Annotated in this window: 11 protein-coding genes; 3 read left to right on the top strand and 8 right to left on the bottom strand. The window is 66.8% G+C overall.

Annotation, left to right across the window (positions count from 1 at the left end; genetic code table 11):
* The first annotated feature begins 33 nt into the window (after positions 1-33).
* Complete coding sequence (locus API01S_RS03630) at positions 34-1,059, top strand: response regulator (protein WP_006219928.1); 1,026 nt, start codon at positions 34-36, stop codon at positions 1,057-1,059.
* Positions 1,060-1,066: 7 nt separating this feature from the next.
* On the opposite strand, the gene API01S_RS03635 is transcribed toward API01S_RS03630, so the two are convergent.
* Positions 1,067-1,546, bottom strand: a complete 480-nt coding sequence (locus API01S_RS03635; RefSeq protein WP_006219927.1) for an Lrp/AsnC family transcriptional regulator — start codon at positions 1,544-1,546, stop codon at positions 1,067-1,069.
* Positions 1,547-1,726: 180 nt separating this feature from the next.
* Between API01S_RS03635 and API01S_RS03640 the strand changes: the two genes are divergently transcribed.
* Positions 1,727-3,010 (top strand): cystathionine gamma-synthase family protein, encoded by a 1,284-nt coding sequence (locus API01S_RS03640; protein ID WP_061303166.1) that lies wholly within the window; start codon positions 1,727-1,729, stop codon positions 3,008-3,010.
* Positions 3,011-3,046: 36 nt separating this feature from the next.
* Here the strand turns inward: API01S_RS03640 and API01S_RS03645 are convergent, their stop codons facing one another.
* A complete protein-coding gene (locus tag API01S_RS03645) occupies positions 3,047-4,567 on the bottom strand; it encodes an MFS transporter (protein WP_061303168.1) in 1,521 nt (506 codons plus the stop codon).
* A gap of 158 nt (positions 4,568-4,725) precedes the next feature.
* On the opposite strand from API01S_RS03645, the gene API01S_RS03650 reads away from it, so the two are divergent.
* Positions 4,726-5,592: a LysR family transcriptional regulator gene (locus API01S_RS03650; RefSeq protein ID WP_061303170.1), complete on the top strand. Its 867-nt coding sequence runs from the start codon at positions 4,726-4,728 to the stop codon at positions 5,590-5,592.
* A 23-nt stretch (positions 5,593-5,615) separates the two neighbouring features.
* On the opposite strand, the gene API01S_RS03655 is transcribed toward API01S_RS03650, so the two are convergent.
* The 6 genes from API01S_RS03655 to API01S_RS03680 all read right to left on the bottom strand — a co-directional run bounded on the left by API01S_RS03655 (position 5,616) and on the right by API01S_RS03680 (position 12,966).
* Entirely contained in the window at positions 5,616-6,302 is a 687-nt protein-coding gene (locus API01S_RS03655) for a GntR family transcriptional regulator (RefSeq protein WP_039884231.1), read from the bottom strand.
* Positions 6,303-6,445: 143 nt separating this feature from the next.
* On the bottom strand, positions 6,446-7,432 hold the full coding sequence (locus tag API01S_RS03660; RefSeq protein ID WP_061303172.1) for a tripartite tricarboxylate transporter substrate binding protein: 987 nt from the start codon (positions 7,430-7,432) through the stop codon (positions 6,446-6,448).
* 56 nt (positions 7,433-7,488) lie between these two features.
* Entirely contained in the window at positions 7,489-9,420 is a 1,932-nt protein-coding gene (locus API01S_RS03665) for an acyl-CoA synthetase (RefSeq protein WP_061303174.1), read from the bottom strand.
* A 16-nt stretch (positions 9,421-9,436) separates the two neighbouring features.
* The gene (locus API01S_RS03670) at positions 9,437-10,570 is read right to left on the bottom strand and encodes an acyl-CoA dehydrogenase family protein (RefSeq protein ID WP_061303176.1); all 1,134 of its coding nucleotides are present in this window, start codon (positions 10,568-10,570) and stop codon (positions 9,437-9,439) included.
* Between the two features lie 9 nt (positions 10,571-10,579).
* The gene (locus API01S_RS03675) at positions 10,580-11,776 is read right to left on the bottom strand and encodes an acyl-CoA dehydrogenase family protein (protein WP_061303178.1); all 1,197 of its coding nucleotides are present in this window, start codon (positions 11,774-11,776) and stop codon (positions 10,580-10,582) included.
* A gap of 8 nt (positions 11,777-11,784) precedes the next feature.
* Positions 11,785-12,966, bottom strand: coding sequence for an acetyl-CoA C-acyltransferase (locus API01S_RS03680; protein WP_061303180.1), 1,182 nt, complete (start codon positions 12,964-12,966; stop codon positions 11,785-11,787).
* Between the last annotated feature and the right edge of the window lie 51 nt (positions 12,967-13,017).

Consider the following 13,017-nt stretch of genomic DNA (forward strand, 5'->3'; position numbering starts at 1 on the left):
ACGCCCGATCTTGTTCCACATCAAGGACTTACTATGCATCCTCCCATAGACGGCTCGGCTTCGGCGGACCTGAACGCGCACGCGGCCATGGTGCTGCTGGTGGACGACCAGGTGATGGTCGGCGAAGCGATCCGGCGCGCCCTGGCTACGGAAGGAAACATCGATTTCCACTACTGCTCGGACCCCTACAAGGCGCTGACGGTGGCCATCCAGACGCGGCCCACGGTCATCTTGCAGGATCTGGTGTTGCCCGGCGTGGACGGCCTGAGCCTGGTCAAGGAATACCGCAATCATCCGGTGACGCGCGACATTCCCATCATTGTGCTGTCCACCAAGGAAGACCCGGCCATCAAGAGCGCCGCGTTTTCGGCCGGCGCCAACGACTACCTGGTCAAGCTGCCGGACTCCATCGAACTGGTGGCGCGCATCCGCTATCACTCGCGTTCGTATCTGGCGCTGGTGCAGCGCGACGAAGCCTACCAGGCGCTGCGCCAAAGCCAGCAGCAGCTTCTGGAGAGCAATATGGAATTGCGCCGGCTGACCAATTCGGACGGTTTGACCGGCCTGGGCAACCGCCGCTATTTCGATGAATACCTGAACGCGGAATGGCAGCGCGCGCGCCGTGACCAACGCGAGATCAGCATGCTGATGATCGACGTGGACCACTTCAAGGCCTACAACGACACCTATGGCCACATCGCGGGCGACGAGGCGTTGAAGCGCGTCGCCAACACCATCTTCGCCAGCTGTGACCGGTCTACCGACCTGGCTGCGCGCTTCGGCGGCGAAGAGTTTGCGCTGGTGCTGCCGGGCTCGCCTGCTGGCAGCGCGCGGCTGGCGGCCGAAAAATTGCGCCGCGCCGTCGAGGCTATGCAGATTCCGCAAAAGGATACGGGCTCGGGCCCCTGGCTGACCGTCAGCATCGGCACCGCGACCGCCATTCCGGTGCCGGACCAGCCTTGCACCGATCTGATCCAGGTGGCCGACCGTGGCCTCTACCAAGCCAAGCGCAACGGCCGCAACCGCGTCGTGCCGGGCCAGATGCAAGCGGCCGAATAGGCGGGCGCTACAGGTGGAGCTTGGTCGAGGACTTCACTTCATGCATCGACAAGGTACTGAGCAGTTCTTTGACGCCCGGCAGGGTCCGCAACCGGTTGCGGACGAATTCGGAATAGGCGTCGAAGTCCTGCGCCACGATGTGCAGCAGGTAATCGTGCTGCCCCGTGGTGTTGTGGCAGGCCAGCACTTCGGGCATGGCCTCGATGGCGGCTTCGAACGCGTGGCATAGCTTTTCGGTGTGGTTTTCCAGCGAGATGCTGACGAAGGCGACCACCCCCATCCCCAGCGCGCGCCGGTCCAGGATGGCCTGGTAGCCGCGAATGATGCCCGAGGCTTCCAGCCTTTTCAGACGTTTCCAACATGGCGAGGCCGACAGCGATACGCGTTCGGCCAGTTCGGCGTTGCTCAGGCGGCCATCTTCTTGAAGGATTTTCATGATTTTCCAATCGATCGCGTCAAGTTGATGTAACAAGGCAGTCTCTTTCATGAATGGGACAGGATGGGAAACAAAGTTTCCCATTATCGCGGTGCGGCGATTGAAATGGAAAGATTATTGGCGGTGCCCGCGCCCATACTGCAAGACATCCCGAGGCGGCAGGCGCTATCGTCGCAGCATGCGAATTCGCGCCTGCCCGGTCGGCTGGAACTCAGTAGAAAGAGGCACCCCATGACGTATTCGACGTATCACAAGAAAGACATTTTTGGCCGTCCGCTGCATGCGGAAACCCAGATGATGTCCTATGGCTACGATCCTTTCCTGTCCGAAGGGGCGGTCAAGCCGCCCGTGTTCCTGACCTCTACCTTCGCCTTCCGATCGGCCGAGGATGGCGCGGAATTCTTCGATCTGGTGTCGGGCCGCAAGCCCTTGCCGCAGGGCGAATCGGCCGGGCTGGTCTATAGCCGGTTCAACCATCCCAACCTGGAGATCGTGGAAGACCGGCTGGCCTTGCTCGATGGCTCCGAGGCGGCCGCCGTGACCGCCAGCGGCATGGCCGCGATCAGCGCCGTGCTGATGGCATTCCTGCGTCCGGGCGACCAACTGGTGCAATCGCTGCCGCTGTATGGCGGCACCGAAACGCTGATCGCCAAGATCTTTCCCGAGTGGGGTATCGGCTCGCATCCCATTCAGGACGGCTTGTCGCCCAAGCACATGCGGGCGGCGCTGGAAGCGGCGGCGGCCAAGGGGCCGGTGCGCGTGTTCTATGTGGAAACGCCGGCCAATCCCACCAATGCGCTGATCGACTTCGAAGGCATGAAGAACGAGCTGGACGCGTTCGAGACGCGCCACGGCTATCGCCCGGTGTCGGTGTGCGACAACACGCTGCTCGGGCCGATCTTCCAAAAGCCGGTCGAGCATGGCGTGGACCTGTGCGTGTATTCGCTGACCAAGTACGTGGGCGGGCACAGCGATCTGGTGGCGGGCGCCGTGACGGGCAGCAAGGACCTGATCAAGAAGGTGCGCGCCATCCGCAGCGCCTTTGGCTCGCAACTGGATCCGCATTCGTGCTGGATGATCACGCGGTCGATGGAAACGGTGGTGCTGCGCATGAAGCAGGCGGCGCGCACGGCGACCAAGGTGGCGCAGTGGCTGGCCGGCAATCCCTACGAGAAGGTCACGCTATTCCATCCGGAAATGATCTCGGACCGAACCTATCAAGAGGTCTACAAGCGCCAGTGCACGGGGCCGGGTTCGACCTTCGCCTTTGTGCTGGACGGCGGGCGCGAGCGGGCGTTTCGCTTCATCAATGCGCTGCATCTGTTCAAGTCGGCGGTCAGCCTGGGCGGCACGGAATCGCTGGTGTGCCATCCGGCGTCCACCACGCATTCGGGCGTGCCGGCGGCCGAACGCGAGGCGGCGGGCGTATCCGAAGGGCTGATCCGCATTTCGATCGGGCTGGAACATGAAGAAGACCTGATCGCCGACATGGACCACGCCTTCAGAAACCGCTGACGCGCAGCGGGGGCTACGCAGCCCCCGCCGCCTGGCTCACGCGGCGGCCGGGTGGCGCCGCGTGCGGTTCAGCAACACGAACGCGGCGGTCGCCACCAGCATGACCGTGGCTGTGGCGATCACCGCCGCGTAGCCACTGTCGAACGCGGTCTTGGCCAGATGCGTCAGCGTGTCGGCCAGGTCGGCCGGCAGGCCCTCGGCCACGATCAAGGCTTCGTCCAGGCTGTCGCGCAGCGCCGGCGTGGCCGCCAGCGTCGACGGCACGTCCAGCGTATTGGCATAGACGCCCGACAGGATCGATCCCATCAAGGTCACGCCCAGCACGCCGCCCAGCTCGTAGGACACCTCTTCAATCGAGGCCGCCATGCCCGCGCGCTCGGGTGTGGCGCTTTGCATGATGGAGCTGGAAGCCGCCGTCATCGTCGCGCCGATGCCCAGGCCCAGCACGCCCAGACTGAGCAGTTGCGGCAGCACCGCGCCGTCATAGCACAGCAGGTACGCGCCCATGCCGGCCGCCGACAGCGCCAGCGACAGGAACATCAAGCGCGGGCCGGGCACGTGCGCCAGCAGCCATCCCGCCACCGGGCCGGCCACGAAGGCCGCCAGCGGCAAGGGCAGGATGAACAGCGCGGCCTGGATGGGCGACATGCCCAGCACCAGTTGCAAGCGCTGGCTGAAGACCAGCTCCAGGCCCAGCAGCGCAGCGCCGGCAAAGAGCGCGGCGGCCACGCCCGAGCTGAACGTGGCGTTGCGGAAGATGGAGAAGTCGATCAGCGGATAGGGGCGGCGGCGCTGGCGGCGCACAAACACCGCCAGCATGGCGACACCGGCCACGCAGGCCAGGCCCGCGTGCAGCCAGGACGTGGTCGCGCGGCCCAGCTCTTTGAGCGCGTAGGCGCAGAGCACCAGGCCTGCCATCACTTGCAACGAACCGATCAGGTCCCAGGGGCGCGCGGTCGCGGGCCGGCTCGCCGGAATCAAGCGCCAGGCCAGCGGCAGCGCCAGCAGCACGATCGGCACGTTGATGAGGAACACCGACCCCCACCAGAAATGCTCAAGCAGCACGCCGCCTACCACGGGACCCAGCGCCGCGCCGCCCGAGGCCACCGAGGCCCAGACGCCGATGGCCACGGCGCGCTCGCGCTCATGGACGAACGTCAGCCGGATGATGGACAGCGTGGCCGGCATCATCATGGCGGCGCCCACGGCCAACAGCACGCGCGCGGTGATCAGCGAGGCGGCTCCCGGTGAATACGCGGCGGCCAGCGACGCCACGCCGAACACGGCCAGGCCCATCATGAAAAGCCGCTTGTGGCCCAGCCGGTCGCCCAGCGTGCCCATGCCCAGCAGCAGGCCCGAGACAACCAGGCCATAGGCGTTCACGATCCACAATTTTTCCGAGGCGGTCACGCCCAGCTCGTGCGTGAGGCGGGGCAGGGCGGTGTACAGCACCGTCATGTCCACCACGATCAACAACAAGGCGATGGACACAATGCCCAACACCAGCCAACGGCGCGGATTCGCCGTGGCGACAGCGTTCGAGTAAGTCCGCTGCATAGTTCAACTCCTTGATAACCACGCTGGGGACGTAGCGCCGCTGTTGCGGCTTCCCAGCGCAAGGCACGCATTATCCATCTGGTTATCGGCCATAAGAAGTTAGAATCCATCAATAAAATTGATGTTAGACGCGGCAAGCGGATGAAAAGGTGACTGACATGCAATGGACGCTGGACCAACTTCGGCATTTCGTCGCGGCGGCCGACGCCGGGTCTTTCTCGGCGGCCGCCCGCGCGCTGGGGCGGGCGCAGTCCGCCATCAGCACGTCCGTGGGCCTCTTGGAAGCGGACTTGGGCGTGGAATTGTTCGACCGCTCGCGCCGCTACGCCACGCTGACGCCAGCCGGCGAAGTGATGTTGCAGGAAGCGCGCGAGGTGCTGCGCCAGGCGGGCGGGCTGGATCAGCGCGCGCTGTCCTTCGCGGCGGGCCAGGACGCGCGGCTGTCCATCGCGCTGGACGAGGCATTGCCCTATCAGGTGCTGGCGGCGCTGGTGCGGGAAGTGGCCGAGCGCTTTCCCGCGCTGGAACTGACGCAGCTGAACGGCACCGCGACCGAAGTGGCCGACTACGTGCAGCAGGGCCGCGCCAGCATCGCGTTTCATTTCGACCGGGGCGACCCGGGCAGCGTGTTCGCGCACCGGTATCTGGGCAATGTGGCGCAGGCGGTGTTCGTGGCCTCGGGCCATCCGCTTGCGGCGCTGGCCGAGGTGACGCGCAGCGATCTGGCGCGCTACCGGCAACTGGTGATGCAGATGGAAGGCGTGGAAGAGGTTGTGTTGAGCCCCACCGTGTGGCGCACGGACAGCTTCTACAGCATCGCCGGCATGGCGGCGGACGGCTTGGGCTGGGCGATCCTGCCGCTGAACATCGCCGAATACGAGAGCTTCCGGCGCACGCTTACGCGCGTGCCCTGCACGGGCCTGTCGCTGCCGATGCTGTCGGTGCGCACCTTGTGGTTGCAGGGGGCGACGTTAAGCGCGACCGAGTTGTGGTTGCAGCAGCGGATGGGGCAATTGCTGGGCTGAACGCGCGGGCCGGCCGGCCCGGATCAACTGAGCAGCGCCGTGACCAGATCGCTGCCGGCCGCAGCGCCGTCGGTGAAGTTCAGCGCCGTCTGTACGTGTTCCAGGTGTTCGTCCATCAGCGCGCAGGCGCGGTCAGTGTCGCCCGCGCGCGCGGCTTCGATGAAGGCGTGGTGTTCTTGCGACGAGCAACTGGCGTCGTGCGAGCTTTGGTACAGCACGGTGATGACGGCGCTGCGCGCGGACAATTCCCGCAGCATGCCCGTCAGCACCGAATTGCCCACGGTTTCGGCCAGCAGGATATGGAAATGCCCCAGCAGCTGATTGCGCTTCTGCACGTCGCCAGCCTCAAGCGCGGCGCGCTCTTCGGCCAGGTGGGCGTCGATGCGGCGGTAGTCGGCGGCGGTCGCGCGCGCCACGAATTCCTTGGCCAGCGCGGCTTCCAGAATGCGGCGCACGGCGTAGACCTCGCGTGCCTCGTTCGCATCGGGCTTGCTGACGAACGCGCCCTTGTCGGGAACGATGTTGATGAGCTTGTCTTTGGACAGCATTAGCAAGGCCGCGCGGATCTTGGTGCGGCTGACCTTGTAGACCCGCGCCAGCGCCTCTTCGCGCAGCCGCGTGCCGGGGGGAAGCTTGTGCGCCACGATGGCGGCGGCCACTTCCTTGGCGATGTCGTCGGCGCTGGGGTCTGGCGAAACTTCCTGGGTCATTGGGGGCGCGGCTGCGGGCGGCCGGGAGGGCAAAATCGTCGGGCAGCCAGTCTATCAAAAAGCCGGACAGGAAAGACAAACATTTTTTGCATACAAACTGCGCATGCAGCCCCGATTTGCCTACCTGTCCGACCTGGCGCCCCTCAGTTCTTGGCCATCAGCCCCAGGTATTCGATCAGTCCCTTTTCTTTCACATAGGTCGCCTGCGCCCACGCCTTGTAGTCCGCGCTGTCACGGTAAGCCGGTTCCTGGTTCAACTGCTTCATGACTTCCATGCTGGCCGGATCGAACAGCGCTTTCTTGAACGCGTCATGCAGCGTCTTCACGACGGCCGGGTCCATGCCTTTGGGGCCGGCCAGGCCATACGGCGAGGTGGACACGACCTTGTAGCCCAGCTCCTGTGCGGTGGGCACGTCGGGCCAGCGCGTGGTGCGTTTTTCGCCGAACGTGACCAAGAGGCGCATCTTGCCCGAGTCCACGAACTGGTCCCAGCCGGTGGCGTCGCTTTGCGCCATGACGTGGCCGCCCAGCAGCGCCTGCTGCATGTCTGCGTTGCCCTTGAACGGCACGTGGTTCAGCTTGACCTTGGCGTTGATGGCGATTTCTTCGATCAGCAGGTGCGGCGACGAGCCGATGCCCGTGGACCCGTAGTCGATGGTGCCCGGCGCCTTGCGCGCCGCCTCGATGTACTCGTTGAACGTCTTGTAGGGCGAGTCCGAGCGCACGGTGAAGCCGAACGTGTAGCCCGACAGGCCGATGATGAAACTGAAATCGTTGATGGGATCCCAGCTGCTTTTCTGCATGTAGGGCATGCGCAGCATCGCCAGCGTGTACAGGCTGATGGTGTAGCCGTCGGGTTTGGCGGTGCGCGCCATGGTGGCCGTGCCCAGCGTGCCGCCCGCGCCGGGGCGGTTTTCCACGATGACGGGCTGCCCCAGGTATTTAGAAGCGTCCTGCGCCACGATGCGCAGGTGGCGGTCGGTGGAGCCGCCTGCCGGGAACGGCACGATCAGCGTGATGGGCTTGGTGGGAAAGGCGCTTTGAGCGCTGGCGGCCAGCGGCACGGCGGCGCTGGCGGCGGCCAGCAGCAATGCGCCTAGGCAGGCGCGGCGGCGGGGCATCTTCAGCATGGGTTTGTCTCCTTCGGTGTTGTTGTGGTGGGGGTAGCCGGGGGCGCGGGCCGGGCTCAGTCGCGCAGGACGACCTTGACCGGCAATCGCGCCAGGGCCTCGCGCAGCTGCTCCTTCAGCGGCGCGGGCGCGTCGGCGTCGGCTTGGACGACGACATCCGGCTGCGCATCGGCCAGCACGCGCAGGATCTTGCTGTCTTGCGTCATGCCGGCCTCTTGCAGGGTGCGCGCCACCAGGGCCTGTACCGAGACGGCGGTGGCCAGGCGGCGCAAATCGGGTTTGTAGATCTTGCCCACGTTGGTCATGGGCATGGCGTCCAGGATGATGACGCGCTTGGGTCGCGCGGGGCCTTCGTCCACGTGGGCGGCGGCGTAGTCCACCAGTTCGGCCTCGGTCGCCCGGGCGCCTTCCATCAGCGTGACGAACGCCACGGGCAGCTCGCCCGCATAGGCGTCGGGCGCGCCGACCGCCGCGCACAGATGCACGGCCGGGTGGGTGGCCAGCGCGTCTTCGATGGTCTTGGGATCGATGTTGTGGCCGCCCCGGATGATGAGGTCCTTGGCGCGGCCTTGCAGGTGCAGCCGGCCCTCGGTGTCCAGAAAACCCACGTCGCCGCTGATGAGCCAGCCGTCTTCGGTAAACGCGCGCGCCGTGTCTTCCGGATCCAGAAAGCCCGGGATCACGTTGGGCGCCTTGAACAGCACCATGCCCGGCGTGCCGGGCGGCAGGTCGCGCGCGGCGTGGCCAGAGGGCACGTCCAGCCCGACGATGCGAACCTGCACATACGGCAGCGGAAAGCCCACGCAGTTGACGGGAAACTCCATGCCCGGCGGCGAGATGGACGAAATGCCGGCCATCTCGGTCATGCCCAGGCTTTCGTTCACGTGCAGGCCGAACAGCCGCTTGAAGCGCGCGGCCAGCTCGGCGGGCAAGGGCGCGGCACCGGTGCGGCAATAACGCAGCGACGAGATATCCGCGCCCGCCAGCGGCACGTCGGCCAAGGCGGCCAGGATGGTCGGCACGCCTTGCAGCGAGGTCGCGCGATGCTTTTCCACCAGGCGCCAGTAGTTGCGCAGCACGTCGCGGTTGCGCAGCAGCATGGGCGTGGGGATGACGGTTTCGACCCCGGCCGACAACGCCGCCAGCGAAGCGGGCAGCACGCCGGCCACGTGAAAGAGCGGATAGCCGTTGATGACCACGTCACCCGGCCCCGCGTTTTGCAGCTGCACGGCGGCCCAGGCGGTGAAGACCTGGTTGGCGTGGGTATGGACGGCCAGCTTGGGCGCGCCCGTCGTGCCGCCCGTATGGAAATACGCGGCCACGTCGGTGGCGCGGATGACGCGGTCGCTGACGAGGCGGTCGGCCGGTTGCGCGGACCGGTTGGCGTTGAAATCCAGCGCGTGGTCGGGCAGCACGGGGCGCGCCGACAGCGCTTCGGTGTGAGGCGCCACGCGCAGCACCGTCTGCAACGTGGGCACGCGGTCGCGCAGCCGCAGGGCTTTGGTCCACATTTCGCATTCGGCGTCCGCGCCGTACGCGATCAGCACCTTGGCGCGCGCCGTGGTCATCAGCGAGGCGAGCTTGTCCTCGGTTAGCATCGGGTTCAGCGGCTGCACGATGCCGGCCGCCTCGCCGCCCCATAGCGCCAGGTGGTATTCCAGGCAGCCGGGCAGCATCACCGCGACGGCGTCGTCGGCGCGCACGCCCAGGTCGTGCAGCAGGTTGGCCGTCTGGTGGATGCCGGCCAGCAGTTCGCGGTAGCTCCAGCGGACGGCCTCGTCCTCGGGGTTGGCGGTCGCCAGGAACGTCAGCGCCGTCTTGTCGCCAAAGGCAGCGGCCGAGTTGCGGAAGATCTCGTAGGTGCTTTGTACCGTCAGCGTTTCGGCCAGCGGCCGCGCTTGCAGCCGCTGCACGTCGGCGGCGCTGCGCACGGGAAAGGGCGCCGAGAACGGCGGCGACAGGGGCGGGACGGCGTGGGCCTGCGTCATGTCGGGCGGCCTCCGTTCAGGCCTGCGCCAGCGCGATGTAGCGGCGCAGGTGATGGTCTTCGTCGCCCAGCTGGTGGTCGATCATGACGAGGCGCTTGGCGTAGTGCGCCAGCGGCAATTCCCAGGTCATGCCGATGCCGCCGTGCAGCTGGATGCTTTCCTCGGCCACCAGCGTGCCGATGCGGCCGATGGTGAACTTGGCGGCGGACAGCGCGCGTTCGCGGGTGGCGCGATCGGGGTGGTCCAGCGCGGCGGCCGCGTTGATGACCGCCGAGCGGGCCTGTTCGATCTCCAGCAACACGTCTGCCATGCGGTGCTGCAAGGCCTGGAAGCTGCCGATGGGGGTGCCGAACTGGCGGCGGGTGCGCAGGTATTCCAGGGTGGCGTCGCGCGCGCAGTCCATCGCGCCCACGGCCTCGGCGCACAGCGCCAGGATGCCGCGGCCCACGGCCCGTTCCAGCAGCGCATGGCCCGCGCCGGCTTCGCCCAGCAGCGCTTCGGGGGCAAGCTTTACATTGGCCAGACTGAGGTCGGCGGCGCGTCCGCCGTCGATCAGGCCATAGCCGCGCAGCGTCAGCCCGGGCGTGCCGGCGCTGACCAGGAAGAGGCTGATGCCGTCCACGTCGTCGTCCGCGCCCGAGGTGCGCGCCGACACCAGGAACAGGTCCGCGTGTTCGCCCGCCGCCACGACGGCCTTGGTGCCGTTGAGCACCCAGCCATCGCCCGAGCGTTCGGCACGCGTCGTGACCCGCTCCAGCTCGTAGCCGGAGTCCGGTTCGGCCTGGGCCAGCGCGGCCGTGATGGCGCCTGCGATCAGGCCATCGAGCGCTTCGCGCTGCGCGGGAGTGCCGGCCTGCGCGATGGCGCTGCCCACCATCAAGGCATCCAGGAAAGGTTCAACGACCAGGCCGCGTCCCAGCGCTTCAAAGACGACCGAGATATCGAAGCCCGCGCCGCCCAGGCCGCCATCGGCCTCGGTGAACAGCGCGCCGATCGCGCCCAGTTCGGCGTAGCGACGCCAGAATTGCACGCTGTAGCCTTCGGACGATTGCGCGTTGCGCTCGCGGGTGGCGAAGTCGTACTGCTCGGTGACAAAGCGGCGCAGCATGTCCGACAGCATGCGCCGGTCTTCGGTGTGTTCAAAATTCATGGCCGGCCTTTACAGTCCAAGGATCATCTTCGAGATGATGTTCTTCTGGATTTCATTGGAGCCGCCGAAGATCGACAGCTTGCGGTTGTTGAAGTACTGCGCGGCGGCGCTGTCGGCGCCCTCGGGGCCGATGGGCGCGGCGTCGTAGCCGTCGTGCAGCGCCTCGGGCACGAAGGGGCGCGCATACGGGCCCATCGCGCGGCGGTTCAGCGCCGTGATTTCCTGGCGGATCTGCGTGCCGCGTATCTTCAACATCGAACTCTCGGCACCGGGCGCGCCGCCGCCCGCCACGGCCGCCACCACGCGCAGGTTGGTGGTGCGCATGTTGGCCAGCTCGATTTCCACGCGCGCCATCCGGGCTGCGAAGTCGGGGTCTTCGGCCAGCGGGCGGCCATTCTTTTTCTGCCGCGCGGCCACCGTCTTCAGGCGTTCCAGCGCGGCGGTGGACTGGCCCACGCCGGCAATGTTGGTGCGCTCATAGGTCAGCAGGTACTTGGCGCAGGTCCAGCCCTTGTTCTCTTCGCCCACCAGGTTCTCGACCGGCACGCGCACGTCGGAAAAGAACACTTCGTTGACTTCGTGTTCGCCGTCCAGCGTGATGATGGGGCGCACTTCGATGCCCGGGCTGTTCATGTCGATCAGCAGAAAGCTGATGCCTTCCTGGCGCCGGCCTTCCTGCGAGGTGCGCACCAGGCAGAAAATCATGTTGGCGTACTGGCCCAGCGTGGTCCAGGTCTTTTGCCCGTTGACGATGTAGCTGTCGCCGTCGCGCACCGCCGTGGTCTTGACCGAGGCCAGGTCGGACCCCGCGCCTGGCTCGGAATAGCCCTGGCACCACCAGTCGCTGCCGTCCAGGATGCGCGGCAGCCAATGCTGGCGCTGCGCGTCATTGCCGTACTTGATCAGCACCGGTCCCAGCATGCTCAGGCCAAACGGCACGATGCGCGGGGCGGCGGCCAGCGCGCATTCGTTGTCGAAGATGTATTTCTGCGTGGCGCTCCAGCCGGTGCCGCCGTACTGCACGGGCCAATGCGTGGCCAGCCAGCCTTGCTCGTTCAGGATGGCATGCCACTGGACCATGTCCTCGCGCGTCAGGAGCTTGCCCAGGCCGACCTTGTCCGACAGGCGGCGCGGCAGCTTGGCCGCCAGGAAGGCGCGCACCTCGTCGCGGAAGGCGTTTTCTTCGGGGGTGAATTCCAGATCCATGTCGGTCCTCAGTAAATTTCAAACAGGCCGGCCGCGCCCATGCCGCCGCCGATGCACATCGTGACGACCGCGTACCGTGCGCCACGGCGGCGGCCTTCGATCAGCACGTGGCCGGCCAGCCGGGCGCCGGTGACGCCAAACGGATGGCCCAGCGCAATCGAACCGCCGTCCACGTTCAGACGGTCCATGGGGATGCCCAGCTTTTCCTGGCAGTACAGAGCCTGCGACGCAAACGCCTCGTTCAATTCCCACAGGTCGATGTCATCGACTTTCAGGCCGTGGCGCGCCAGCAGCTTGGGCACGGCGTAGACCGGGCCGATGCCCATTTCGTCGGGCTCGCAGCCGGCGATAGCCAGACCACGGAACGCGCCCAGCGGCCGGATGCCGGCGCGCTGCGCGTCGCCCGCTTCCATCAGCACCAAGGCGGCTGCGCCATCGGACAGCTGCGAGGCGTTGCCGGCCGTGACGAACTGGCCTTCGCCGCGCACGGGCGCAAGGCCCGCCAGTGCTTCGTAGGTGGTGCCGGGGCGATTGCAGGTGTCTTTGTCCACCGTGACTTCGCGTTCGCTCGTCACGCCCGTGGCGCGGTCGGTGACGGACATGGTGGTCGTGACGGGAATGATTTCCTCGCGGTAGCGGCCGGCGGCCTGCGCGGCTTCGGTGCGAGCCTGGCTTTGCGCTGCGAAGCGGTCCTGCGCTTCGCGGCTGATGCCGTAACGCGCGGCGACGATGTCGGCGGTTTCGATCATGGGCAGGTAGAGCTCGGGCTTGTTCGCCAGGATCCACGGGTCCATGCCGCTGACGCCGTCGTCGCGCGTGCGGATCTGCGAGACCAGTTCCACGCCGCCCGCGATCACGGCGGGCGCGCCGTCCAGCACGATGCGGCCGGCAGCCGACGCAATCGCTTGCAGGCCCGAGGCGCAATAGCGGTTGACCGTTGCCCCGCCCACGCTGACCGGCAGCCCGGCGCGGATGACGGCTTGGCGGCCGATGTTGCGGCCGGTGGCGCCTTCGGGATAGCCGCAGCCGATGAAGGCGTCTTCGATCAGCGCGGGGTCGATGCCGGCGCGTTCAACGGCGGCGCGCACCGCGTGCGCAGCCAGCGTCGGCCCGGCGATCTGGTTGAATTCGCCGCGCCCCGCCTTGGTGATGGGGGTGCGGGCGGTGGAAACGATGACGGCTTCACGCATAAGAGTTCCAGTCAGTAATCAGGGGCGAACCCGGGTAGGGGCGGATCGCGC

Origin of the sequence: Achromobacter piechaudii NBRC 102461, from assembly GCF_001571245.1 — a bacterium.
Taxonomy (GTDB): domain Bacteria; phylum Pseudomonadota; class Gammaproteobacteria; order Burkholderiales; family Burkholderiaceae_B; genus Achromobacter; species Achromobacter piechaudii.

What these genes read in the sequence shown, in the direction of transcription:
- API01S_RS03630 (WP_006219928.1), top strand. Translation starts at nt 34, where the DNA reads ATGCATCCTCCCATAGACGGCTCGGCTTCGGCGGACCTGAACGCGCAC.
- API01S_RS03635 (WP_006219927.1), bottom strand. Translation starts at nt 1,546, where the DNA reads ATGAAAGAGACTGCCTTGTTACATCAACTTGACGCGATCGATTGGAAA.
- API01S_RS03640 (WP_061303166.1), top strand. Translation starts at nt 1,727, where the DNA reads ATGACGTATTCGACGTATCACAAGAAAGACATTTTTGGCCGTCCGCTG.
- API01S_RS03645 (WP_061303168.1), bottom strand. Translation starts at nt 4,567, where the DNA reads ATGCAGCGGACTTACTCGAACGCTGTCGCCACGGCGAATCCGCGCCGT.
- API01S_RS03650 (WP_061303170.1), top strand. Translation starts at nt 4,726, where the DNA reads ATGCAATGGACGCTGGACCAACTTCGGCATTTCGTCGCGGCGGCCGAC.
- API01S_RS03655 (WP_039884231.1), bottom strand. Translation starts at nt 6,302, where the DNA reads ATGACCCAGGAAGTTTCGCCAGACCCCAGCGCCGACGACATCGCCAAG.
- API01S_RS03660 (WP_061303172.1), bottom strand. Translation starts at nt 7,432, where the DNA reads ATGCTGAAGATGCCCCGCCGCCGCGCCTGCCTAGGCGCATTGCTGCTG.
- API01S_RS03665 (WP_061303174.1), bottom strand. Translation starts at nt 9,420, where the DNA reads ATGACGCAGGCCCACGCCGTCCCGCCCCTGTCGCCGCCGTTCTCGGCG.
- API01S_RS03670 (WP_061303176.1), bottom strand. Translation starts at nt 10,570, where the DNA reads ATGAATTTTGAACACACCGAAGACCGGCGCATGCTGTCGGACATGCTG.
- API01S_RS03675 (WP_061303178.1), bottom strand. Translation starts at nt 11,776, where the DNA reads ATGGATCTGGAATTCACCCCCGAAGAAAACGCCTTCCGCGACGAGGTG.
- API01S_RS03680 (WP_061303180.1), bottom strand. Translation starts at nt 12,966, where the DNA reads ATGCGTGAAGCCGTCATCGTTTCCACCGCCCGCACCCCCATCACCAAG.